The organism is Amycolatopsis sp. NPDC051106 (genome assembly GCF_040682775.1).
In the GTDB taxonomy this organism is placed as follows: domain Bacteria; phylum Actinomycetota; class Actinomycetes; order Mycobacteriales; family Pseudonocardiaceae; genus Amycolatopsis.
Window position 1 is genome coordinate 283,005 of record NZ_JBFBBQ010000002.1, and the last position, 23,142, is coordinate 306,146.

Annotated in this window: 24 protein-coding genes; 11 read left to right on the forward strand and 13 right to left on the reverse strand. The window is 70.3% G+C overall.

Annotation, left to right across the window (positions count from 1 at the left end):
* The first annotated feature begins 37 nt into the window (after window positions 1-37).
* Window positions 38-1,612, forward strand: coding sequence for a sensor histidine kinase (locus AB0M83_RS03060; RefSeq protein WP_364511590.1), 1,575 nt, complete (start codon window positions 38-40; stop codon window positions 1,610-1,612).
* Window positions 1,609-2,277, forward strand: a complete 669-nt coding sequence (locus AB0M83_RS03065; protein WP_364511593.1) for a response regulator — start codon at window positions 1,609-1,611, stop codon at window positions 2,275-2,277. The genes AB0M83_RS03060 and AB0M83_RS03065 overlap by 4 nt, the downstream gene beginning before the upstream one ends.
* Before the next feature lie 4 nt (window positions 2,278-2,281).
* Here the strand turns inward: AB0M83_RS03065 and AB0M83_RS03070 are convergent, their stop codons facing one another.
* Window positions 2,282-3,391, reverse strand: a complete 1,110-nt coding sequence (locus tag AB0M83_RS03070; RefSeq protein WP_364511595.1) for a hypothetical protein — start codon at window positions 3,389-3,391, stop codon at window positions 2,282-2,284.
* Between the two features lie 62 nt (window positions 3,392-3,453).
* A complete protein-coding gene (locus AB0M83_RS03075) occupies window positions 3,454-4,101 on the reverse strand; it encodes a hypothetical protein (protein WP_364511598.1) in 648 nt (215 codons plus the stop codon).
* A gap of 63 nt (window positions 4,102-4,164) precedes the next feature.
* On the opposite strand from AB0M83_RS03075, the gene AB0M83_RS03080 reads away from it, so the two are divergent.
* Window positions 4,165-5,919 (forward strand): M64 family metallopeptidase, encoded by a 1,755-nt coding sequence (locus AB0M83_RS03080; protein WP_364511601.1) that lies wholly within the window; start codon window positions 4,165-4,167, stop codon window positions 5,917-5,919.
* Between the two features lie 19 nt (window positions 5,920-5,938).
* Window positions 5,939-6,181, forward strand: a complete 243-nt coding sequence (locus tag AB0M83_RS03085; protein ID WP_364511726.1) for a hypothetical protein — start codon at window positions 5,939-5,941, stop codon at window positions 6,179-6,181.
* Window positions 6,182-6,208: 27 nt separating this feature from the next.
* Here the strand turns inward: AB0M83_RS03085 and AB0M83_RS03090 are convergent, their stop codons facing one another.
* The 8 genes from AB0M83_RS03090 to AB0M83_RS03125 all read right to left on the reverse strand — a co-directional run bounded on the left by AB0M83_RS03090 (window position 6,209) and on the right by AB0M83_RS03125 (window position 16,187).
* Window positions 6,209-7,579, reverse strand: coding sequence for a beta-N-acetylhexosaminidase (locus AB0M83_RS03090; protein WP_364511604.1), 1,371 nt, complete (start codon window positions 7,577-7,579; stop codon window positions 6,209-6,211).
* A gap of 1 nt (window position 7,580) precedes the next feature.
* Window positions 7,581-8,435 carry a carbohydrate ABC transporter permease gene (locus AB0M83_RS03095; RefSeq protein WP_364511606.1) on the reverse strand — a complete coding sequence of 285 codons (855 nt, stop codon included), beginning with the start codon at window positions 8,433-8,435 and terminating at the stop codon, window positions 7,581-7,583.
* Window positions 8,426-9,370 (reverse strand): sugar ABC transporter permease, encoded by a 945-nt coding sequence (locus AB0M83_RS03100; RefSeq protein ID WP_364511609.1) that lies wholly within the window; start codon window positions 9,368-9,370, stop codon window positions 8,426-8,428. Before AB0M83_RS03100 ends, AB0M83_RS03095 begins: the two co-directional genes overlap by 10 nt.
* Before the next feature lie 2 nt (window positions 9,371-9,372).
* Entirely contained in the window at window positions 9,373-10,656 is a 1,284-nt protein-coding gene (locus tag AB0M83_RS03105) for an extracellular solute-binding protein (RefSeq protein WP_364511611.1), read from the reverse strand.
* Window positions 10,657-10,733: 77 nt separating this feature from the next.
* Entirely contained in the window at window positions 10,734-11,861 is a 1,128-nt protein-coding gene (locus tag AB0M83_RS03110) for a lactonase family protein (RefSeq protein WP_364511614.1), read from the reverse strand.
* A 47-nt stretch (window positions 11,862-11,908) separates the two neighbouring features.
* Window positions 11,909-13,297: a gluconate:H+ symporter gene (locus AB0M83_RS03115; protein ID WP_364511617.1), complete on the reverse strand. Its 1,389-nt coding sequence runs from the start codon at window positions 13,295-13,297 to the stop codon at window positions 11,909-11,911.
* On the reverse strand, window positions 13,294-14,889 hold the full coding sequence (locus tag AB0M83_RS03120) for a D-aminoacylase (protein WP_364511620.1): 1,596 nt from the start codon (window positions 14,887-14,889) through the stop codon (window positions 13,294-13,296). The genes AB0M83_RS03115 and AB0M83_RS03120 overlap by 4 nt, the downstream gene beginning before the upstream one ends.
* Complete coding sequence (locus tag AB0M83_RS03125; RefSeq protein ID WP_364511622.1) at window positions 14,889-16,187, reverse strand: amino acid deaminase; 1,299 nt, start codon at window positions 16,185-16,187, stop codon at window positions 14,889-14,891. The genes AB0M83_RS03120 and AB0M83_RS03125 overlap by 1 nt, the downstream gene beginning before the upstream one ends.
* 113 nt (window positions 16,188-16,300) lie before the next feature.
* Between AB0M83_RS03125 and AB0M83_RS03130 the strand changes: the two genes are divergently transcribed.
* Genes AB0M83_RS03130 through AB0M83_RS03140 form a run of 3 tightly spaced genes read left to right on the forward strand, consistent with a single transcriptional unit; the run spans window position 16,301 to window position 18,410 of the window.
* Window positions 16,301-17,272 carry a sugar kinase gene (locus AB0M83_RS03130; protein ID WP_364511624.1) on the forward strand — a complete coding sequence of 324 codons (972 nt, stop codon included), beginning with the start codon at window positions 16,301-16,303 and terminating at the stop codon, window positions 17,270-17,272.
* Window positions 17,269-18,027 carry an IclR family transcriptional regulator gene (locus AB0M83_RS03135; RefSeq protein WP_364511626.1) on the forward strand — a complete coding sequence of 253 codons (759 nt, stop codon included), beginning with the start codon at window positions 17,269-17,271 and terminating at the stop codon, window positions 18,025-18,027. The genes AB0M83_RS03130 and AB0M83_RS03135 overlap by 4 nt, the downstream gene beginning before the upstream one ends.
* Window positions 18,027-18,410 (forward strand): RidA family protein, encoded by a 384-nt coding sequence (locus tag AB0M83_RS03140; RefSeq protein ID WP_364511628.1) that lies wholly within the window; start codon window positions 18,027-18,029, stop codon window positions 18,408-18,410. The genes AB0M83_RS03135 and AB0M83_RS03140 overlap by 1 nt, the downstream gene beginning before the upstream one ends.
* A gap of 38 nt (window positions 18,411-18,448) precedes the next feature.
* Here AB0M83_RS03140 and AB0M83_RS03145 read toward each other — a convergent pair whose 3' ends face one another.
* The 3 genes from AB0M83_RS03145 to AB0M83_RS03155 all read right to left on the reverse strand — a co-directional run bounded on the left by AB0M83_RS03145 (window position 18,449) and on the right by AB0M83_RS03155 (window position 20,766).
* Window positions 18,449-19,444 (reverse strand): 1-aminocyclopropane-1-carboxylate deaminase, encoded by a 996-nt coding sequence (locus AB0M83_RS03145; protein ID WP_364511630.1) that lies wholly within the window; start codon window positions 19,442-19,444, stop codon window positions 18,449-18,451.
* Window positions 19,441-20,076 carry a GntR family transcriptional regulator gene (locus AB0M83_RS03150; RefSeq protein WP_364511632.1) on the reverse strand — a complete coding sequence of 212 codons (636 nt, stop codon included), beginning with the start codon at window positions 20,074-20,076 and terminating at the stop codon, window positions 19,441-19,443. Before AB0M83_RS03150 ends, AB0M83_RS03145 begins: the two co-directional genes overlap by 4 nt.
* 330 nt (window positions 20,077-20,406) lie before the next feature.
* Entirely contained in the window at window positions 20,407-20,766 is a 360-nt protein-coding gene (locus AB0M83_RS03155; RefSeq protein WP_364386120.1) for a DUF1844 domain-containing protein, read from the reverse strand.
* A 186-nt stretch (window positions 20,767-20,952) separates the two neighbouring features.
* Between AB0M83_RS03155 and infC the strand changes: the two genes are divergently transcribed.
* From infC to AB0M83_RS03175, 4 genes are all read left to right on the forward strand, one after another.
* Window positions 20,953-21,591, forward strand: coding sequence for a translation initiation factor IF-3 (gene infC / locus AB0M83_RS03160; protein ID WP_364511729.1), 639 nt, complete (start codon window positions 20,953-20,955; stop codon window positions 21,589-21,591).
* Between the two features lie 67 nt (window positions 21,592-21,658).
* Window positions 21,659-21,853, forward strand: coding sequence for a 50S ribosomal protein L35 (rpmI, locus tag AB0M83_RS03165; RefSeq protein ID WP_086672342.1), 195 nt, complete (start codon window positions 21,659-21,661; stop codon window positions 21,851-21,853).
* Between the two features lie 70 nt (window positions 21,854-21,923).
* Complete coding sequence (gene rplT / locus AB0M83_RS03170) at window positions 21,924-22,298, forward strand: 50S ribosomal protein L20 (protein ID WP_364511634.1); 375 nt, start codon at window positions 21,924-21,926, stop codon at window positions 22,296-22,298.
* 23 nt (window positions 22,299-22,321) lie between these two features.
* Window positions 22,322-23,110: an RNA methyltransferase gene (locus AB0M83_RS03175; protein WP_364511636.1), complete on the forward strand. Its 789-nt coding sequence runs from the start codon at window positions 22,322-22,324 to the stop codon at window positions 23,108-23,110.
* Window positions 23,111-23,142 lie beyond the last annotated feature (32 nt).

Sequence of the window (23,142 nt, forward strand, 5' to 3'; positions counted from 1 at the left end):
TGAGCCCGTGTGCTGGTATGAGGAGGTGCCCCCGACGATGCGGTCCCGCTGGAGCCTCGCGCGCCAGCTGCTCGTGCTGCAGCTGGTGGTGCTCTGCGTGCTCGCCGGCGCCGGGATCACCTTCGCCTACCTCGACGCGTCGCGGGCGGTGGACGAGAACGCGCGCGACCAGGTCCACACGGTCGCCTGGACCGTCGCCGACGCGCCGACCGTCGCCGCCGCGGTGACGACGCCGGACCCGAGCGCGACGCTGCAGCCGTTCGCGTTGCGCGTGCAGGCCCACACCCACGTCGACTTCATCACGATCATGAGCCCGGCCGGGATCCGCTACACGCACCCGACTCCGGCGCTGATCGGCCGGCACTACATCGGGACCATCGACCAGGCGCAGCGGGGCCGGGAGCTCACCGAGACCTACACGGGTTCGCTGGGGCCGTCGGTGCGCACGGTCGTGCCGGTGTTCGACGCGGGCGGCCGCGTGGTCGCGCTGGTGGCCGTCGGGATCACCGTCGTGGCGATCTCGGCCGAGCTGCGGGAACGCCTGTGGCCGCTGTTCGGCGTCGCCGGCGCGGTGCTGCTGGTCGGCGCGCTCGGGGGCTGGCTGATCAGCGCCCGGCTGCGGCGCCAGACGCGCGGCGTCGCGCCGGACGAGCTGAGCAACCTGTTCGAGTACCACGAAGCCGTGCTGCACTCGGTCCGCGAAGGGGTCCTGCTCGTGGGCCGCGACGGCCGGGTCGGACTCTGCAACGACGGCGCGCGCACCCTCCTCGGCCTCGAGGCCGACCCCGTCGGGCGCGAGCTGGCGGCACTGGGGCTGCCGGACGAACTGGCGGAGGCGTTCACGTCGGCGGAGAACCGGGCCGAGCAACTGCACCTGACGGACTCGCGCGTGCTCCTGGTGAGCACGACGGCTGTCCGCTCGGGCGGCCGCTCGCAGGGCACCGTCGTCGTCCTGCGCGACCACACGGAACTGCAGGCGCTGACCGGCGAGCTGACCACCGCCCGCGGCCTCGCGGAGGCGTTGCGGTCGCAGGCGCACGAGGCCGCGAACCGGCTGCACACCGTCGTTTCCCTGGTGGAGATCGGCCGGCCGGAGCAGGCCGTCGAGTTCGCGACGGCCGAGCTCGCGCTCGCCCAGGAACTGACCGACCGGGTCGTCGGCGCCGTCGCCGAGCCGGTGCTCGCCGCGCTGCTGCTGGGCAAGGCCGCCGAAGCGAGCGAGCGCGGGGTCGAGCTGACGATCACGCCGGACACGGTGATCGACGACGTCTCGCTCGGCGTCGCGGCCCGCGACCTGGTCACCATCCTCGGCAACCTGATCGACAACGGCATCGACGCGGCCGTGCGCGGCAGCGGGCATCCCCAGGTCGTCGTCACAGCTCGCACGGACGACGACGGGCTGCTGCTGCGCGTCGCCGACACCGGGCCGGGCGTCCCCGAGGACGCCGACGTCTTCCGCCGCGGCTGGTCGACGAAGGCCGGCGACGGCCACGGGCTCGGCCTGGCGCTGGTCGGCCAGGCGGTGCGCCGCTACGGCGGCACGGTCGAGGTCGGGCACGACGGCGGCGCGGTGTTCACCGTGCGGCTGCCGCGGCAGGAGGCGGACCGGTGATCCGGGTGCTGGTGGTGGAGGACGAGCCGGTGGCCGCCGAGGCGCATCGCGTCTACGTCGAACGGCTGCCGGGCTTTTCGGTGGCGGGCGTCGTCCATTCCGGCGGTGACGCGTTGCGGTTCTGCGAACGCGAGCCGGTCGACCTGGTGCTGCTGGACTTCTACCTCCCCGACACGCACGGGCTGGCGGTGTGCCGCTCCCTGCGGGCGGCCGGGCTCCCGATCGACGTCATCGCGGTGACGTCGGCGCGCGACCTCGGCCTGGTGAAGGCCGCGGTCTCGGTCGGAGTGGTGCAGTACCTGCTGAAGCCGTTCACGTTCGCCACCCTGCGCGAAAAGCTCGAGCGCTACCGGGAGTTCCGCGACGCGTCGGGCGAGGTGACCGGTCAGGCCGAAATCGACCGCGCGCTGGGTGCGCTGCGCACGACGGAACAGCCCCCGCTGCCGAAGGGGATGAGCGTCCAGACCCTGGAGGCGATCACGGACGCGCTGTCGGGCGCCGCGGAAGGGCTTTCCGCGGGCGCGGCGGCTTCGGCGATCGGTGCGTCGCGCGTGACGGCCCGGCGGTACCTCGAGTACTTGGCGGACAACGGAATGGCCCACCGGGAGCCGCACTACGGCCAGGTCGGACGGCCCGAAGTCTGGTACCGGCTGACTCGCGTATAACGCCTTACATCCGGTCGGTCAGCTTGCGGATTAGCTGCACTGACCGCCGCTCGACGTGCGTGCGCCCGAACCGCCTGATTAGAGCGAGATAGAACGCCGCGGGCGCCACGGGCGTCCAGTTGTCGCGTCGATCCATTCGCAACAAGTGGCCCACGACGTCCGAGACCGAAAATCGAACAAACTCCGTTTCGTCGTGCTCCCACTTATCCGCGACACCACGGGTACGGTGTTCCGCGAGCTGGGTTCCCGAGATTTCGTGCAGGAAAGCAACGAAGATACACCCCCATTGGTTCGTCCGACGATCGACGTCGAAGGCCAGTAACTCGATGCGGTAGTCGGTTCGGTCTAAGCCGAGTTCTTCCCTGAGTCCTCTCCTGGCCACGTCGTAAAGGCTCGGCGGGGTACGCCCATGTGAATCCAGCGACCGGGATAGCGCCTCGTTGGCCGAGACGTCCCAACAACCAGGGAACGCGCCGACGGCCTGACTGCGCTTGGCGAACACGGTCAGATCGTCAGCGGTGACGACGACCGTGTACGTGCCGAAGCTAGCTCGCATGAACTCCGGTACTTCCGCCGGAGCGAATGGGTCCACGTACTTGCCGCGAAGCGTCGTCCCGTCCGGCAATTCTCGATCGAGTTGCTGTGTTGCGAGGAACGTGAAATAGTCGCTGCTCTTCAGTCGAAGGCGGACACCTGGGGACTCGTCCACTCCGAGTCGACGGATTGACAAGCCGGAGACGGCATAGGTCGGTCCGTTCCACTGGGCATGCAGACCAGTCTCCGTCAATGCAGCCTGACGGGCGGCGACTTCGAGCCGAAGCTGGTTCACCTCGTCCGGCAGCACAACCGGATCCGGATCAACTACCACGTCCACTGCCTGTTCGCCGATCACCTGGCTTCCGTCGCCTTCGACGATCATGACAGTGCTCTGCAGCGGTCCGAGCCTGAATTCGGTCCGCAATTGGGATGCGACTGGGTCAGCCAGCGCGCGGCGAACGGCCTTGACAGACTTGGCGATTTTGCGTTTCAACGCGTCTTCGAAGAACACCGAGAGCGCCAAGCCGAGCACAGCACCCACGACAAGCCCGATCACACCGGAACTGAGCTGCTCCATGATGGCATCAGTCGGTGACAGCGGGAGAAGTGTTTCATTGCAGCTGACTCGCGTATAACGCCTTACATCCGGTCGGTCAGGAGCTGCGCCAGCTTGGTGTAGACCTCTTCGGTGAAGGGGCGGAGGTAGAGCTCGGCCAGGCGGGTCTGGCCGTGCGACTTCTTCGCGACCAGCACCATGACGTCGCCGGAGTTGGTGCCGTCCAGCGAGCAGGTGCGGGTGGTGCCGGCCACTCCGCCGATCGGCTTCGCCGGGCCCTTGCAGTCCTTGGTCCACTCGGTGACCAGGGACGCGACCTGCCGCGTGCCCGGGACGACGGTGACGTACAGGTCGAGCAGCTGCCGCCCGCCGGTCCGGCTGGCGTAGTCGCAGTGGTAGGTCGTGGCGTCCTGCTGGGTGGTCGTCGCCTCCTCGACCGCGTAAGCGTCCAGGACGACGCCCATCGTGGCGCTCGACTCGGTCACGCCGAGGAACGGGCAGGCCGACGTCACTTTGGCCGGCGAGTTCGGCGGTGGTGGCTGCGGTGTCGTCGGTCGCTGCGAGCCCGGCCCGGGGCCCAGCGCGGGCGCGTCGGACGCCGGGGCCGGCTTCGTCGTCGACGGCGCCGCCGAAGTGGTGGTCTGCGCGACCGGCGCGGGCGCCGGAGTCGAGCACGCGGTCGGCAACGCCAGCGCGGCCGCCGTCGCCACGATTCCCCCTCGATTCCCCATCGCGGCAGAATAGCCCGACTTCCGGCGGTTACGGCGGCTTTTCCGGTGCGGTAGACCGGGACCATGTCGAAGTGGGCCGGGTTCGTCGCAGCGCTGCTGATCGCCATCGGAGTCGCCACGCCCGCACAAGCCGCCGAACCGGCCGCCTCCGTCACCGACGTCCAGGTGACCGGGCCGGCCGCGCAGCGGTTCAGCCTCGTCGTCCTCGGAGACGGCTACACGGCGGCCGAACAACCGAAGTTCTTCGCCGACGTCCAGCGGCACGTGAGCACCCTGTGGTCGCTCGAGCCGTTCAAGTCGTACCGCAGCTACTTCAACGTCTACGCCGTGTCGATCGCCTCGCCCGAGTCCGGTGTGGACTGTGACCCCTCGCTCGACGCGCCTCGCCGGGACACCCCGTTGAACATGGGTTTCTGGGGCGGCTGCAACGCGCAGAGCGTCCAGCGGCTGCTGACCGTCGACGACGACGCGGCGCAGCGGTACGCCGACCTCGTGCCCGGCACGACCCGGGCCAACCGGCAGATCCTCGCCCTCGCGAACAGCGGCACCTACGGCGGCGCGGGAGGCACGTACGCGACGGCGTCCGGCGGGAACGCGCTGTCCGCGCTGATCTCCCCGCACGAGCTGGGGCATTCGCTCGGCGGCCTCGACGACGAGTACGACTACTACGCCCGCAACGTCCCGGGTGGCGCCTACGAAGGCGGCGAGCCGGACTCGATCCACCACACCGTGCTGACCGAGCGGCAGCTGCGCGACCAGCACGCGAAGTGGTACCGCTGGCTCGGCGAGCCCAGCGACTCCGGCGGCCGGATCGGCCGTTTCGAAGGCGGGCTCTACACGCAGACCGGCGTCTGGCGGCCCAGCGCCCACTCGATGATGAAGACGCTCGGCTACGCGTTCGACCAGGTCGGCCGCGAACGGATGACCCAGCGCATCTCCGCGAAGGTGCCGCTCATCAGCGGCGGCACCCCGGCCGGCACGATCGGCGCCGACCGCGTCGTGTGGGTCCGCCCGATGCACCCGGTGAGCCACCGCCTCGACGTCACCTGGACCCTCGACGGCGTTCCCCTGCGCGGTTCCGACGCGCTCGACCTGCGCCAGGCCCACGTGAAGCCGGGGACGCACACGCTCGTCGCGAAGGTGACCGACCCGACGCCGTTCGTCCGCGACCCGGCCGTGCGGCCGACGGCGACCCGCACGTGGATCGTCGACACCGCGGTGACGACCCCGCCCGCCGGCGGCCCGGCGGTCGTCGCGTCGACTCCGGCCAATGCCCCGCTTGGCGGTCACGACGTCGTGTACGTCGAGACGGGGGAGCCGACGGGTTCGATCCCGCAGATCCGCTGGGCGCTCGACGGCAGGCCGGTCGGAAGCGGCCCCGACTTCGCTCTCGAGGAGTCACGCGGCCGGCACACGCTCACGGCGACGACCGGCGGCGCCACGTTGACCTGGAGGGTGGACGCGGACGGCCCGACGACGACGGTCTCGCTGCCGCCGTCGAAGGACCAGGTGTTCCACGGTTCGTTCACGATGCGGCTGACGGCGTCCGACGGAATGCCGGAGTTCCGCGTGGACGGCGACGGCTGGCACAAGTACTACGGCTGGCCGACTGACCCGAACGCACCGTACGTGTTCACCCCGCGCGGCACGGAGATCGACGGCCTGGCGTACGGCAACCTCGGTTCGGGCGGCCTGACGGTATCCCCGTTCGCAGACCGGACGCCCGGCTACGGCCGCCACCGCATCGAGTACCGCTCGATCGACGCGGCCGGCAACGTGGGCCCGACCCGGTCGGTTACGGTGACGTTGTTGCCGTAGAAGGAGGCCGGGCCGAGTGATGGACGACGGTGGCTTCCGTGCCCGGTTGCTGGCTTCGGTGGAAGCCGGGCGGAGCGTCATCGAGATCAGGCCGCTGCTCGTCGAGCAGCTCGAGCGCGGGGTGAAACGCGAAGACCTGTATCAGGAGCTGCTCGACACGATGATGTTCTTGCGCGCCGAGGGCCGCGAAGACGACGAGGACAGGGTGGCCGACGTAGCCGATCTGCTCTCGAACTGGGTGCTGCCGGAATTCCGGCTTTGAGCCGTCGAGCAACCGGCGAGGCCGTGATCAGCGCGGCCGGCCGGGTACGCCCGGCCGGGTCTGCCACGGGTGCGGCCCGTCCAGCGGCCGGTACTCGACCCCGAGCGCGTCCAGCCGCGGCAGGTGGTGGTCCCGCAACCGCGGCAGGAACTCGGCGTAGTCCCGGTCCCCGCTGCTCCACGCCACCTCCGCGAACGCCGACAACCGCGGGAAGGCCATGTAGTCCACCCGCCGCACGCTGTCCAGGTGCTCGCTCCACACCTGGGCCTGCACCCCGCGCAGCCGCGGCCCGGTCAGCGCCGGCTCGTACGCGTAGACGTCTTCCAGCGTGTGGACCATCCCCACCGGGATCGGCTCGTCCGGGTGCGACGACTGGCGGTGGTCCAGGTACACGTGCTGTTCCGGGCACATCACGACGTCGTGCCCTTCCGAAGCGGCCCGAACGCCCGCCGCCTCGTTCTGCCACGAGCCGATCACCATCGGGGGCAGGCCGGGGATGTCGAGGACCTCGTCCCAGCCCATCGGCGTCCGGCCGCGCGCCACCAAGTGCTCGGCCAGCCGCCGGACGAACGCGCGGTGCTCGTCGGTCGCGCCCGGCGTCTCGTCGCCGCCCAAGGCGATCACCGGGGACGGGAAGATCTCCAGCAGGTGGTCGAACACGCGGCGGAAGAAGTCCAGAGTGGACTCGGTGGGCGACAGCAGCGAAGTGCTGATACCCCACGAAGTCCAGATCTCGTACGACGACGAAGTCCCCAGGGAAGGGTAGGCGGCCAAGGCGGCTCGGGCGTGCCCGGGGATGTCGATCTCCGGCACCACCGTGATGGCCCGGGAAGCAGCGTAAGCCACGATCTCCCGCAGGTCGTCGCCCGTGTAGAACCCGCCGTGCGGACGACCGTCCTGCTCGCCCCCGCTCCCCGCCATCGACGACGGCCGCCAGCCACCCACCGACGTCAACCGGGGAAACTCGGGGACCTCGAAACGCCAGCCCTGGTCGTCGGTCAGGTGCAGGTTGAGCACGTTCAGCTTGTGCGCGGCGAGCAGGTCGACGAACCGCAGCACCTCCGCCTTGGTCCGGAAGTGCCGGGCGACGTCGAGCAGGCACCCGCGCCAGCCGAACCGCGGGTGGTCCTCGACCACGCCGCACGGCACGGACAACGCGCCACCGAAAGAAGCTGCGCGAAACGCCGGAGGACCCGCGAGCTGACGCAGCGTCTGCCGTCCGTAGAACTCGCCGGCCGCGTCTCCACACGACAAAACCACGCCCGAAGGAGTGATCTCCAACCGGTACCCCTCCGCCGGCAGCGAAGCGGACCGGACGTCCACAGTGGACGGCCACGGGCAGGAACCCGCTGAAGGCGTCACCGAGACCGGGCGGGGGAGCAGGGTGTCGAAAGCCATGTCAGCCCTTCACGGCGCCGGCCATCCCGGACACCAGCCGTCGTTGCACGAGGACGAAGAACACCAGGACCGGGATCGTCATCAGCGTCGAGGACGCCATCACCGCACCCCAGTCGGTGTCCTCCGGCTTGAAGAACACCAGGATCGCCTGCGGCAGCGTCTGGTTCTCGGTCTTGGAGATGATGAACGTCTTGGCGAACAGGAAGTCGTTCCAGGCGTGGATGAACGCGAGCACGCTCACCGCGACCAGACCCGGCGCCACCAGCGGGAACAGGATCTGCCACGTGAACCGCATCCGTGACGCGCCGTCGAGCTTCGCCGCTTCTTCGAGTTCCACCGGCACCGCGGCGACGAACCCGCGCAGCATCCAGATCGCGAACGGCAGGCTGAACGCCAAGTGCACCAGCACCAGCGAGCCCAGCTCGTTGAGGCCGAAAGCCGGCGCGACGCCGCCGATCTGACGCATCAGGAAGAACAACGGGATTGTCAGCGCCTCCACCGGAACCATCTGCGCGACCAGGGTCATCACCAGCAGCACAGTCCGGCCCTTGAACGAGAACCGCGTCAGGGCCACCGCCGAGAGGAACGACAGCAGCAGTGACAGCACCACTACAACCAGCGCGACCACCAGGCTGTTCACGAAGAACCGCCCGAAGCCGGACACCGTGAGGACGCGCGAGAAGCTGTCGAACGACGGGTCGAACGTCCACGGCTTCGGGTTCGCCGACTGGATCTCGCCCGGCGGCTTGAACGCCGAGAGCAGCATCCAGTACAGCGGGAACGCGACGATGCCGGCGATCACGACCGTGATGATCTCCGCGATCAGCCGTCCGGGGCGACGAACGGTTACAGCCATGCCGCGCTCCGGCGCTGCGACCGGACGTAGAGCCCGGTGATCGACAGCAGCAACAGCGTCATGACGACTCCGATCGCCGAGCCGAGGCCGTACTCCTGCCCGGCGAAGGCCTGTTGGTAGGCGTAGACGTTGAGGACCAGGTTGCGGCCGGCGACACCGCCGCCGTTGGTCATCACGTAGATCTGGGTGAACACCTTGAAGTCCCAGATGATCGACTGGACGGTCGCGATCATCAGCAGCGGCCGCACGGTCGGCAGCACGATCGAATAGGTCGTGCGCCACACCGACGCGCCGTCGAGCGACGCGGCTTCGAGCACCTCGTCGGGCACGCCCTTGATCCCCGCGTACATCGTGACCAGCACGAACGGGAACGAGCACCAGATCACCTCGGCGGCGACCAGCCCGAACGCGCCGAGCGTGCCGAAGGTCCACGAGTGGTGCTCGAACGGCAGCCCGATCCCCGAGAGCACCTCGTTGACCAGGCCGAAGTCGGTGTCGAAGAGGAACAGCCAGACGTAGGAGCCCGCGATCGCCGGCGTCGACCACGCACCCAGCGCGGCCAGGAACAGGAGCGTCCGGGGGAGCGAGCGCACCCGCGAAGCCAGCACGGCGAGCCCGGTGCCGACGATGAGCGAACCGAGGACGCAGGCCGCGGCGAACCCGACCGTCTTGCCGAGCACGGTCCAGAACTGCGTCTGCGACAGCAGATCGGCGTAGTTGGCGAAGCCGAGGAACACCAGTGGCGCGTTGCCCGCGGCCTGCGGCTGGCCGTAGTCGTAGAACGAAATGAGGACCAGCTGGTAGATCGGGTAGGCCAGCATCGCCGCGAGCAGGATGCCCGCCGGGGCGAGGTAGAGCGCGGCGGCCCGGCCGTCCCCCTTCCGTCTCGGCCTCCGTGCGGGAGCCGTGACGGAAGGGGCTTCCTGGACGGTCACCACTACCCGAAGGCCTTGTCCATCGCCGCGGCCGCGTCGGTGAGCGCGGCGGCCGGGTCCTTGCCCCCGGTCGCGATCTGCTGGACGGCCGTCGGCAGCACGTTCTGGCTGTCGATCTTCGACCACGCCGGCGTCGCCGGGACGAACTTCGTGCCCGCCTTGAGCGTGTCGACGAACGGCTTGAGGAACGGGTCGTTCGCGGCGAGCTTCTGCTGCACGCTGCTCAACGTCGGCAGGTTCCCCATCGCCGTGTACATCTTCTCCTGGTACTTCGCGCCGCCGAGCAGCTCGACGAACTCCAGCGCCAGGCCCCGCCGCTTGCTGGCGTTGAAGACGCCGAGGAGGTTGCCGCCGGCGAACGCGGGGGCGACGCTGCCCGCGGCCGTGCCCGGGATCGGGACGACGGCGTACTTGCCCTTCACCGCGCCCTGCTCGACGGCCTTGCGGTTGAAGTCGCCGCCGATGGTCATCCCGGCCTTGCCGCCGGCGAACGCCGTGACGCTCTGCGTGCCAGTCAGGTTCGCGCACTGCGCGGGCGGGCAGATGTCGTCCTTCAGGAGGTTCGCGTACTGCGTCACGCCGGCCTTGGCCTGCTCACCCGTGACCGTCGACTTCCACTTGCCGCCCTCTTCCTGCGCCAGCTCGCCGCCGTTGGCCCAGAGGAAGGGCAGCATCGCGTAGGTGTACTTGCCGCCGACGGAGATGCCGTAGAGGTCCGGCTTGGCGGCGCGGATCTTCCGGGCCTCCTCGGTGAGTTCCGAGAGCGTCGTGGGCGGCTTGAGGCCGAGCTCGGTGAAGACGTCGGTGCGGTAGTACAGCGCGCGGATGCCGGTGTACCAGGGCAGGCCGTAGGTCTTGCCGCCCGACTTGGCGGTGTCCAGCACGGTCGGGATGAGGTCCTTGCCCTCGCTCCACGACGCGAGGTCGCCGGTCAGGTCGGCGAGCGCGCCGGTGGCGGCGTAGTTGGAGACGTCGGTGTTGCCGAATTCGGCGACGTCCGGCGCGTTGGCCGGGTCGTTGAAGGCGCCGGAGAACTTGTCGGCGCGGCCTTCCACCGGCACCCACTGGACGTCGACCTCGACACCTTGGTGCGCGGCCTTGAACTCGGTGATGGCCTCCTTGACCGCCGCCTCCTTCGGCGCGCGGTTGGCCTCGTCGAACAGCCAGACGCGGACGGTGCCGGTCTTCTCGTCCCCGCCGTTGCCCGCGGGCGCGGACTGGGTGGGCGCGCAGCCGGCCAGCAGGGCCAGCCCGGCGACGACGGGCAGGGTGCGTCGCAGTCTCATGGGGATCCTCCAGTAAGTGCCCCTCGTGAGTGTTCAGCCGGGTTGGAACCTGGCTGAACACTCACGAGGGTTCGTGCTCAGGCGAAGTAGACGGAGTTGACGTCGGGGACCGCGAGGCTGCCGGCGACCGCGCCGGGCAGGCCGGTGGCCGGGTCGCGCGGCAGCCAGGTGACGGTGCCGGAACGCTGGTTCGAGACGTAGAACCAGTTCTCGCCGGGGTCGAGGGCGACGTGCCGGGGCCAGTTGCCGCCACTGGACACAGTGGACACCAGCTTCAGCGTCTCCCCGGCGACGGAGAACGTCGCCAGGGTGTTGGGCCCGCGGACGGTGGCGTAGGCGAACTTCCCGTCCTTGGACAGGGTGATCTCGCCGGGGAACAGGTCGCCGGTGCTGCCCGGCGGCACGGCGGGCACGACGGAAAGCGCCTTCAGTGTCCCGGCGGCCGCGTCCCAGCTCGCGACCGTCACCTCCGGGCGCAGCTCCTGCAGGATGTAGGCGAACGTCCCGGTCCGGTCGAACGCGAGGTGCCGCGGCCCGGCCCCGGCCGGCAGCTTCAGCTGCTGGTGCAGCGAAAGCTTCCCGGCGGCGACGTCGAGGGAGTAGACGTACACCGAGTCGGCGCCGAGGTCGACCGACAGCACCCAGCGCCCGGTCGGGTCGTTGACGACCTGGTGGGCGTGCGCCTGCCCGGAATCGGCCCGGTGCGTCACCAGGTCCGTGGCCGCGCCGAGCTTGCCGCCGGCCAGGATCGGCAGCACGACGACGCTGCCCGAGCTGTAGTTCGCCGCCAGCACGTACTTCTGGCTCGAGTGCACGCTCAGGTGCGTCGGCGCGCCGCCCTTCGACGAAACCTTGTTGAGCGGCTTCGGGTTCGCGGCGTCGGCGATGTTCAGTGCCGAGACGAACCCGTCCGGATCGCCTTCGTTGGTGACGTAGAGGGTCTTGCCGTCGGCGGCGCGGTCGAACCACGACGTGTCGGTGATGTCCGGCACCGTGCGGACCGGGCCCAGCGTGGCGCCCGACCGGCTCGAGACGTCGAGGCCGTGGCCGCCCGCCCCGCTGGTGTAGCTGCCGATGTACACGGTCCCTCCGGCGATGCAGCCCTTCGAAGTGGTGGCAGCGGAAGCGAGCTGCGCACCGAGCACGGTCGCGGCACTCGCCCCCGCGGCGGCGCCGAGGAACGTACGACGGGAAAGTCCGGTCATCGTCATTGTCTCCCAACGGTTCGGGCGGCGGCTCCCTCCAGTATGGTCTAGACCACGGCCATGAGCAATGCCGAAACCGCGAAACCGGAAACGGAAAGCACGGTTTCCAGTGCCGTCCACGACTTCAGCGTCTGGACCACGCTCATGTTGAAGTACCGCGAAACGATCCAGAAGCCACCGTCGTTGACGTGCGACGCGATGATCGACCCGGCGGAGATCGCCATGACCAGCAGGGCCAGCTGCACCTGCGAATACCCGAGCTGCGCCACGGTCGGCGCGATGATCCCGCTCGTGGTCACGATGGCGACGGTCGCCGAACCCTGCGCGATCCGCATGCCGCAGCTGATCACGTACGCCGCGAGCAGCACCGGCAGCCCGGCGTCGTGCAGCGAGTCGGCGACGGCCTTGCCGATGCCGGTGGCCGAAAGCACCGCGCCGAAGAACGCGCCCGCGCCGACGACGAGCAGGATCATCGCGACCGGCCGCAGCGACTTCGCGGCCAGTTCGTTGAGGTCCTTGCCGGTGAACCCGCGGCGCAGCCCCAGCAGCCAGGACGCCAGCAGCACGGCGACGGTCAGCGCGACCGCCGGCGTGCCGATGAACGCGGCGACGCCCGAGAGCGCGGAGCCCTTCGGCAGCCAGATGCTGCCGAACGTGCCGGCGAGGATGAGCACCAGCGGCACCGCGATGATCGACCCGACCAGCGCCAGCGACGGCACGCTCTCCTCTTCTTCGCCTTCTTCTTCGGCGACGATCATCTCCTGGGGCACCTCGACGTCGATGCGCTTGCCGATCCAGGTCGCGTACAGCACGCCGCCGACGAGGAACGCGGGGATGCCGCAGGCCAGGCCCATCAGGATGATCCAGCCGAGCTCGACGTGCAGCAGCCCGGCCGCGGCCACCGGGCCCGGGTGCGGCGGCAGGAACGCGTGCGTGATCGACAGGCCCGCGATCAGCGGCATCGCGTAGAGCACCAGCGAGCGCTTACCCTGCTTCGCCGCGACGTACACCAGCGGCGCCAGCACGAAGATGCCGATGTCGAAGAACACCGGGATGCCGAAGATGAACCCGGCGACACCCATGGCCAACGGTGCCCGCTTCTCGCCGAAGCCCCGCAGCAGCGCCCCGGTGAGCACCTTCGCGCCACCCGAGCGTTCCAGGATCGACCCGAGCAGCGTGCCGAGCCCGATGATCGCCGTGATGTGCCCGAGGATGCCGCCGAACCCCTTTTCCAGCAAGGAGTCCGACGACTTCTGCGCGGTGCCGACGATGGTGCCGACCGGCAGGCCCGCGGCCAGCGCGGTGAGCAGGCCGACCACGATCAGGGCGATGAACGGCTCGATCTTGAGCTTGACGATCAGCACCAGCAGGACGGCGATCGAGACGGCGGCGAGCGTCAGCAGCCCGCCGGTGGTGTGTTGCAGCCAGTGGATCATCGAGCTCTCCGGGGGTTGCGCAGGGACGCACCGGCGAGGGCGCCGGTGGGACGGCCGTCGTCGAGGGCGGCGACGCCGTTGACGAACACGTGGGTGATCCCCGCGGCCGGTTGCCGCGGGTCGTCGAAGGTGGCGGTGTCGGCGACCGCGTCGGGGTCGAACAGCACCAGGTCGGCGGCGTACCCGGCGCGGACGAGGCCGCGGTCGGTCAGCCGCAGCCGCCGCGCGGCCCGCCCGGTCAGGTGGGCGACGCACTCGGCGAGGTCCAGCACGCCCAGCTCGCGGACGTACCGGGCGAGGTAGCGGGGGAACGTGCCCCACGCGCGCGGGTGCGGCCGCGCGCCGACGAGCAGGCCGTCGCTGCCGCCGGTGTGCGTGCGGTGCCGCATGATCGCCTGGACGTTCTCCTCGTGCCCGACGTGCATCAGGCACGACGTGCCGAGGCGTTCGTCGAGCAGCGTGTCGAAGTACAGCGCCGCGGGTGCCACGTTGTGCTGGGTGGCCGACGCGGCGACGCTGTGCCCGACGAGGTGGGCGTTGTGCTCGTTGCGGACACCGTTGATCTCGATGGCGTCCCAGTCGATCGGCACGCCGTGCGCACCGTCCGAACCGGACTCCTCGATCTCGGCGCGGATCCGCTCGCGTGCGTCCACATCGGACAGCCGGGCGAGGGTCGCGTCGAGCCCGCCCTCGGTGGCCCAGCTCGGCAGCAGCGCCGAGAGGTAGGTCGCGCCCGGCAGGTACGGGTAGGTGTCGAGAGAGATGTCGCAGCCGTCGTCGAGCGCGTCGTCGAGGAGCTTCAGCAGGTCGGGCGCTTTGCCTTTGTTCACCGAGAAGTTCATCGTCGCGTGCGCCAGGTGCAGCGGACAGCCGGAACGCCGGGAGACGTCGATCATCTCGGCGAACGCTTCGAGCGCGCCCTTGCCGTAGCTGCGGTGGTGCGGGCTGTAGAACCCGCCGCCCTCGGCGACGACCTTGCACAACTCGACCAGCTCATCGGTTTCCGCGTACATCCCGGGCGTGTAGGTGAGTCCCGACGACATCCCCATCGCCCCCTCGGCGAGGCCGGTCGCGACGAGCTCCTTCATCCGGGTCAGCTCGGCGTCCGTCGCGGGCCGGTCGTCGAAGCCGACGGCGAGCATCCGGACCGTGCCCTGCGGCACCAGGTACGCGGCGTTGACCGCGATGCCCCGATCGAGCCGGTCGAGGTACTCGCCGACCGAACGCCAGTTCCAGTCGAAGCCGGCCGGGTCGTCGTTCCACCCGGCGAGCTGCTGCCGCAGCGCTTCGAGCACGGCGTCGTCGACCGGTGCGTACGAGAGCCCGTCCTGGCCGAGCACCTCCGTCGTGACGCCCTGGGTGATCTTGGCCGGGTGCTCCGGGGTCGCCAGCAGCTGCAGGTCGGAGTGCGAATGCATGTCGATGAACCCGGGCGCGAGCACCAGCCCGCCGGCGTCGATCGTCCGCCCGCCGGTCAGCGAGCCCGCGTCGGCGACCTCCGCGATCTTCCCGCCGGCAATGCCGACGTCGTGACGGGCGAGCGGTTCGCCGGTGCCGTCGGCGACCAGCGCGTTCTTGACGACGACGTCCATCAGAACCACGTCCGGACGAGGTCGACGACGGTTTCGCCGTCCGCGGCGGTCACCGGCAGCAGCGGCCACTTGTCGAACACCGTGCACGGGTGCGAGAGACCGAGCCCGATCCAGTCGCCGACCTCGACCGGCGACCCGGCGGGCAGCGTGAGGAACGCGTGCTGGTCGTTCATCTTCGCGACGACGTGCCCTTCGAGCGGTTCGGCGGGGCCGGTCGGGGTGCGGCGCAGCTGCGGCTCGGGCATGCCCTCGTCGAAGGACGCGTCGCGCTTGCCGATGGTCAGCAGCGCCAGCTCGTCCGACGGCTTGGACGTCACCTGCGCCCAGGCGCGCAGAGCGGGCCGGAACGACGCGACGCCGTCGATGCGCGGGTGGTCGCCGAGCGGGGAGATCTCGCGGTAGAAGCCGTCGTCGTGGGTGACGTACGCGCCGCTGCGCAGCACCGGCAACACGTCGAGGCCGTCCGGCCACGGCTTGGTCAGCTCGTTCGCGACCTGGTCGAAGTACGCGCTGCCGCCGGCGGTGACGATGATCTGCCCGTCGAGCAGTCCCTTGTCCGCGAACGTGATCGCGAGGTCCCGGAGCCCGTCCACATACGAGCTGATCTTCGCGAGCGCGGCTTCGTCGGTGTCGTGCGAGAGCGCGCCTTCGTAACCGCCGGTGCCGCGCAGCCGCAGGGCCGGGCTCGCGTGCACCGCTTCGGCGACGGCCAGCGCGGTCGCGGTGTCGCGCACGCCCGTGCGGCCGCCGTCGGCGCCCAGTTCGAGGAGGACGTCGACCGGCCGTTCGGTGCCTTCGAGGGCTTCTGTCATCAGCTGGACGCCGCGAACCGAGTCGACCCAGCAGACGAACTCGAAGTCCGGGTCGGCCGCCAGCTCGGCGGCCAGCCAGCGCAGGCCCGACGGGTCCAGGAACTGGTTGGCCAGCAGGATCCGGGAGACGCCGAAGGCGCGGTAGATCCGCAGGTGACCGGCATTCGCGCAGGTGATGCCCCACGCGCCGTGCTCGATCTGGCGGGCGAACAGCTGCGGGGCCATGGTCGTCTTGCCGTGCGGGGCGAGCACGACGCCGCGGGCGGCGCACCACGCGGCCATCGTCCGCAGGTTGTGCTCGAGGGCGTCGTCGTCGAGGACGACGAAGGGTGCGAAGAACCCGTCGGTGAACAGGTTCAGCCGCCGGTCCGCGGCTTCGGTGAGCGTGAGCCCGGTCAGGGCGGGGGCAGCCGAGCGGAAGCGCCAGTCGATCCGCTCGTCGCGGAGGGCGGCGAGCGCGGCGGGGTCCATCAGGCAGGGTTTCATCGGCGGCGACCTCGGTTGCGTATGTTGCAACGACTGTTGCGCATTTTGAGTGCCATAGGTGTAGCATCCGGGTCGCCACAGGTCAACGGGGTGACGAACGGGGGAGACGGAAAGTGACGAGCGGGCCCGAGGTGCTTTGTGTCGGCGAGACGATGGCCCTGTTCGTGCCCGCCGAACCCGGCCCACCGGACGAGGTGAAGCGGTGGACGCGCACGATCGGCGGCGCCGAGTCGAACGTGGCCTGCCACCTGCCGGCCCTCGGCGTGCCGAGCGGCTGGGTGAGCACGGTCGGCGACGACCCGTTCGGCCGGGCGATGCTGCGGGAGATCGCTTCCCACGGCGTCGACGTCAGCGCGTGCTCCGTCGACCCGGTGCGCCCGACCGGGCTCTACATCAAGGAAAGCGGCGCCGGCGGCAGCCCGGTGCGCTACTACCGGGCGGGCTCCGCGGCGTCCGGGATGGGCCCTTCGCTGCTGGACCGGCTCGATCTCGACGGTGTCCGCGTGCTGCACCTGTCCGGCATCACACCCGCGCTGTCCGAGAGCTGCCTCGCGCTGGTGCGCGCCCTGCTGGAGCTGCCCCGCGGCGACCGGCTGATCTCGTTCGACGTCAACCTGCGCCCCGCGCTCTGGGCGGGCCGCGACCCCCGGCTGCTCGCGGAGCTGGCCGGGCAGGCCGACATCGTCCTGACCGGTGACGACGAGGCCCAGCACGTCTGGGGGACCGGCGACCCGGCCGAGCTGCGGGCGTTGCTGCCGGGGCCGCGCACGCTCGTCGTCAAGCACGGCGAACGCGGCGCGACGCTGGTCGAAGGGGAGCCGCTGTTCGCGCCGGCGCTGCGGGTCGACGTCGTCGAGCCGGTCGGCGCCGGGGACGCGTTCGCCGCGGGTTTCCTGGCCGCGACGCTGCGGGGCGCCGAACCCCTGGCGCGGTTGCGGCAAGGTCATCTGCAGGCCGCGGCGACCCTGCTCACCCACGACGACGTCGGGGTGCCCCTGCCGCGCACGGTCGTCGATAGCCTGCTCCGGGCGGATCCGGACGAGTGGCGTTCGGCCCGGCTGACCGGAGAGGGCGTGCTCGCTTGAGTCAAAGTCTCGATCGCGCGCTGACGCTGCTGAATTCGATTGCGAAGGACGCGTGCACGCTCGACGACCTCGCCGACGAGATCGGCGTCCACAAGTCGACGGTGCTGCGCCTGCTGCGCACCCTCGAACAGCACCACTTCGTCCGGCGCGAGGGCACGCGGTACTACCGCCTGGGCAGCGCGATGTTCGACCTGGCCAACCAAGCCCTCGACTCGATCGACGTCCGCCGCAGCGCGCAGCCCGCGCTGGCCGCGCTCAACGCGCGCACCGGGCACACTGTGCACCTGGCCAGCTACGACGACGGCGAAGTCGTCTACATCGACAAGTACGAGGGCCGGCACTCCGTGCGGATGTACTCGCGCGTCGGCAAGCGCGCGCCGCTGCACTGCACCGCGGTGGGCAAGGTGCTCGTCGCGGCGATGCCGCCGGCTCGCCGTGAGGAGATCGCGCGGTCCATCGAGTACCCGGTGCTGACGCCGAACACGATCAAGACGCCGTCGGACTTCCTGGCGGAGCTGGAGCGCGTCGGCAGGCTCGGGTACGCCGTCGACAACGCCGAGCACGAGGACTTCATCCACTGCATCGCGGCACCGGTCCGCGGGGCGGACGGCGAGGTGCTGGCCGCCGCGTCGATGTCGGTGCCGAAGGTGCTGCTCGACTACGAAGGCCTGCTGGCGCTGGTCCCGGACCTGCGCGCCGCGACCACGGAAGCTTCCGTCCACAGTGGATGGACGGAGAACGGAAAGGGGCACTGATGAGCAAGACGGCAGTTTCCACCGAGAACGCGCCGAAGCCGCCGGCGAAGTTCTCGCAGGCCGTCCGCAAGGGGAACCTCCTGCAGGTCGCCGGCCAGGTCGCGTTCGACCCGGCCACCAACGAGATCGTCGGCGACGACGTCGCGGGCCAGACCCGCCAGACGTTCAAGAACATCGAAGCCGTGCTCGCCGAAGCGGGTGCGAGCCTGGCCGACGCGATCATGGTGCGGGTGTACCTGACCGACACGGCGCACTTCGCGCCGTTCAACGAGGTCTACAACGAGCTGATCGGCGACGCGCCGCACGCCGCCCGCACGACGGTGTACGTCGGCCTCCCGGGCGAGCTCCTCGTCGAGATCGACGTGCTCTGCGTGCTGGACTGAGGTCTTTCCCTGGGGCCGGTTTCCCGGCCCCAGGGGGCTCAGCCGAGCACGCTCGTGTAGCCGTTGAGCGCGGGCTGCCCGCCGAGGTGGGCGTAGAGGACGTTCGAGCCGCGGTCGATTTCGCCCCGGCCGACCAGGTCGATGAGTGCCGCCATCGACTTGCCCTCGTACACGGGGTCGGTGATCATGCCCTCCAGCCGGGCGCACGTCTCGATAGCGTCCACAGTGGACTTGTCGGGGATGCCGTAGATCCCGGCGTGGTAACGGTCGTCCAGCTCGACTTCCGCGATCTCGCCGGCGCCGATCAGTTCGGCCGTGTCGCGCGCGATGCGCGTGATCTGCTCGCGGGTCTCGTCAGGCTTCGCGGAGGCGTCGATGCCGAGGATGCGCCGGTTCTTGTTCCCGGCCACCCCGGCGACCATGCCGCCCTGCGTGCTGCCGGTGACCGAGCAGACGATCACGGTGTCGAAGAAGACACCGAGTTCCGCTTCCTGGGCTTCGAGTTCGACGATCCAGTTCGCGAAGCCGAGCCCGCCGAGCCGGTGGTCCGACGCGCCGGCCGGGATGGCGTACGGCTTGCCGCCATTGGCTTCGATCTCCGCGACGGCGTCCTCCCACGCCTGCTTGAACCCGATGCCGAAGCCGGCTTCGACGAGCCGGACGTCCGCGCCGAGGATCCGCGAGAGCTGGATGTTGCCGACCTTGTCGTAGAGCGGGTCGTGCCAGTCGACCCAGCTTTCCTGCACCAGCACGGCCTTCAGCCCGGCGCGCGCGGCGGCGGCCGCGACCTGCCGGGTGTGGTTGGACTGGACGCCGCCGATGGAGACCAGGGTGTCGGCTCCTGCTTTCAGGGCGTCCGCGACGAGGTATTCGAGCTTGCGCGTCTTGTTGCCGCCGTAGGCCAGGCCCGAGTTGACGTCTTCGCGCTTGGCCCAGACCTTCGCGCCGCCGAGGTGCTCGGTGAGGCGTTCGAGGGGGTGCACCGGCGACGGGCCGAACAGCAGCGGGTAGCGCGGGAAGTCGGCCAGGGTCATCGGTCCTCCAGCAGGTCGGTCCAGATGGTCGAGATCACGGAGACGGCGGTCCCGGTGTCGTGGGCCTCGAGCGCGTCGATGAGCTTCGTGTGGCGCTCGACCGAATTCCAGGCCAGCGCGGAGCTGAACCGGGCGTGCTCCAGCCGGCGCAGCAGCGGCGTGTAGCGGTCGAGGGTCGCGGCGACGGCGGCGTTCCCGGCCAGCCGGACCGGGACGTCGTGCAGCTCGTCGTCCGCTCGGACGGCGGCGGCGATGTCCCCGGCTTCGATGGCCTTGGCGAACCGGTCGTTGGCCGCGCGCATCGCGGCGACGTCGGCCGGACGGCACCTCGAGGCCGCCTCCCGCACGGCGAACTCGTGCAGGACGCGCACGATCTGCCGGGCATCGATGACGTCGCGGGACATGACGTCGGAGACCCGCGTGTAGCTCTGCGGCTTGGAGTCGACGAGGCCGTCGTCCGCCAGCCGCCGGAGCGCTTCCCGGACGGGTGCTTTCGAGAGTCCGAGCTGGTCGGCGAGGTCGGCGTCCCGCAGGGGAGCGCCGGGCGGCAGCGTGCCGTCGACGATGGCCTGGCGGATGCGGTCGTACGCCTCGTCGCGCAGGAGCGGGCGAGTGACCTTCGAGAGACTCACATCTAACATGTTAGATGTCGGATGGCTCGGCCGGCAAGCTTCGCTCGGAAGGTTGTCCACAGGGCATCCGTGATGTGGGCAGCTCGCCCGGGCCGCCCCCTTTCCCCGGGATTGCGTCGGGCACCCCCGATACGCTGGACAAGGGCACGCCCCCAGGGAGGGCGGGGTTCCGGCAAAGTCACCCAGCCTGGCTGCCCCGGCGCAGGCCACGGGCGCGGCGCCAGACGTCCCCAATGACTCATTTGCGACAACCGAACCACTGCCGAGCTCGCCCGGGAGACCGCCGAGCAGCCCCGCCCTCCCTGGACCTCGAGAGGGTGGGGACTGCGGTCAGTAGACGGGGCCGGTGTACTTCTCGCCGGGGCCCTTGCCGGGCTCGTCGGGCACGGCCGAGGCCTCCCGGAACGCCTTCTGGAGCGACTGCAAACCGTCCCGCAACGGCCCGGCGTGCAGGCCCAGGTACTCGGCGGACGCCGTCACGAGCCCGGCCAGCGCGGTGATGAGCCGGCGGGCTTCGTCGAGGTCGCGGTGCGGGGAGGTCGCCGGGTCGGGGTCGGCCAGGCCGAGCCGTTCGGCCCCGGCCGACAGCAGCATCACGGCCGCGCGGCTGATCACCTCCACGCTGGGGATGTCCTCCAGGTGGCGGGCTTCGGGGGAATACGGGGGCTGTTCGGAGGGTTGATCTGACACGTCTGGTACCCTTCCACGAGCGACCAGCCCCCGAGCGATCGGGGGCGGCAAGTGGAGCCCCGCTCCCACCCGTGTCACCGTACAGGTGTCCGGGTCCGGTCTCGCCCGGACGTCAAGTCCAGGGTGAAGTGTCAGGCCTCGCGGCCCGGCACGATCGGAAACAGAGTGGGCCCCGCGCACCGCAAGGTGTCGGGGCCTTCGCTATGTGGGCACCAGGTCGATAACGAGAACAGGAAACATTCCTCGGACCAAGGAGGCCCCATCAGCTCCGAGACACGCATCAACGACCGAATCCGGGTGCCGGAGGTCCGACTCGTCGGACCCGCCGGTGAACAGGTCGGCATCGTCCGGATCGAGGATGCGCTGCGCCTGGCGCAGGAGAACGATCTCGACCTCGTCGAGGTCGCGCCGCAGGCCCGCCCGCCGGTGTGCAAGCTCATGGACTTCGGCAAGTTCAAGTACGAGAGCGCGCAGAAGGCCCGCGAGTCGCGTCGCAACCAGCAGCTGACCGTCATCAAGGAACAGAAGCTGCGCCCCAAGATCGACCAGCACGACTACGAGACCAAGAAGGGTCACGTGTCGCGCTTCCTGGCGGCGGGCAACAAGGTCAAGGTCACGATCATGTTCCGCGGCCGCGAGCAGTCCCGGCCGGAGCTCGGCTACCGGCTGCTGCAGAAGCTCGCCGAAGACGTCACGGAGCTCGGCTTCGTCGAATCGTCGGCCAAGCAGGACGGTCGCAACATGATCATGGTGCTGGCCCCGCACAAGAACGTGAAGCCGAAGGCCAAGGCCGAGGCGGCCCCGGAGCCGACCCCCGAGGCGTAGGCGCCGACCAGCACAGTCAGCGGCTCACCGGAATTTCCGGTGAGCCGCCGCACGAAAGAGGACTGAAATGCCGAAGATGAAGACCCACAGCGGGACCTCCAAGCGGATCCGCGTCACGGGCACGGGCAAGCTGCGCCGCCAGAAGGCCGGTCGCCGCCACCTCATGGAGAAGAAGTCGAACCGCCTCACCCGCCGTCTCGAGGGCACCACCGAGCTGGCGAAGACCGAGGCCGGCCGCGTCAAGCGCCTGCTCGGCATCTGATCCCGCAGAACTTGCTGTAACCACCCGGGGCGGCTCCCCTTTCGCCCCCTGAGATCGACAGGATGGACCCGTGGCACGCGTCAAGCGGGCGGTCAACGCCCAGAAGAAGCGTCGCGCAACTCTCGAACTGGCCAGCGGCTACCGCGGCCAGCGTTCGCGGCTGTACCGCAAGGCCAAGGAGCAGACGCTTCACTCGCTCAACTACGCCTACCGGGACCGTCGTGCCCGCAAGGGTGACTTCCGCCGCCTCTGGGTCACCCGCATCAACGCGGCCGCCCGTGAGAACGGCGTGACCTACAACCGGTTCATCCAGGGCATCAAGGCCGCGGGTGTCGAGGTCGACCGCAAGATCCTCGCGGACCTCGCCGTCAACGACGCCGCCGCCTTCACCGCGCTGGCCGAGCTCGCCAAGGCCAACGTGAACACCGAAAAGAAGTCGGCCTGACCGCCAGTTTTCCCCGGCCCGGGGTGGATCCGTTCACCGAACGGACCCCCCGGGTCGTTGCTGCGCGCAAGCTGACGCGGCGCGCGGAACGTGACAAGACCGGCCGTTTCCTGGCTGAAGGTGCCAACGCCGTCGAGGCGGCCCTCGACCACGGCACCGTGCATGAGCTGTTCGTCACCGAGCGCGCGGCGGCGCAGCACGCGGACCTGGTCGACGCGGCCCGCGCGGCCGGCGTCGCGGTCTCGCCGATCACCGACCGCGCCGCCGACGGCCTGTCCGAAACCGTGACGCCCCAAGGCATCGTGGCGGTCTGCGCGCTGCTCGACCGTCCGCTCGACGCGGCCGTGGCACCGGGCGCCCGGCTCGTCGTGGTCCTGGTGGACGTCGCCGACCCCGGCAACGCGGGCACGGTGATCCGCGTCGCCGACGCGGCGGGCGCCGACGCCGTCGTCCTGGCGGGCGACACCGTCGACCCGCACAACGGCAAGTGCGTCCGCGCGGCCGCCGGCAGCCTGTTCCACCTGCCGATCGCGCGCGTCCGCGACGTCCCGGCAGCCCTGTCCGCCTGCTCGTCGGCAGGCCTGCGCACGTTCGCCGCGCACGGCTACGCCGACGCCGACCTCGATCGGGTGGATCTCACCGAGCCGACGGCCTGGGTATTCGGCAACGAGGCCCACGGCCTGTCCGCCGACGTCCTCGACCGCGCCGACCTCGCCGTCCGGATCCCGCTCTACGGCAAGGCGGAGAGCCTCAACCTGGCCACCGCGGCGGCCGTCTGCGTCTACACGAGCGCGATGGCGGCACGCCGCTGACCAGCCGCTAGGCTGCCCCGGTATCCACTGTG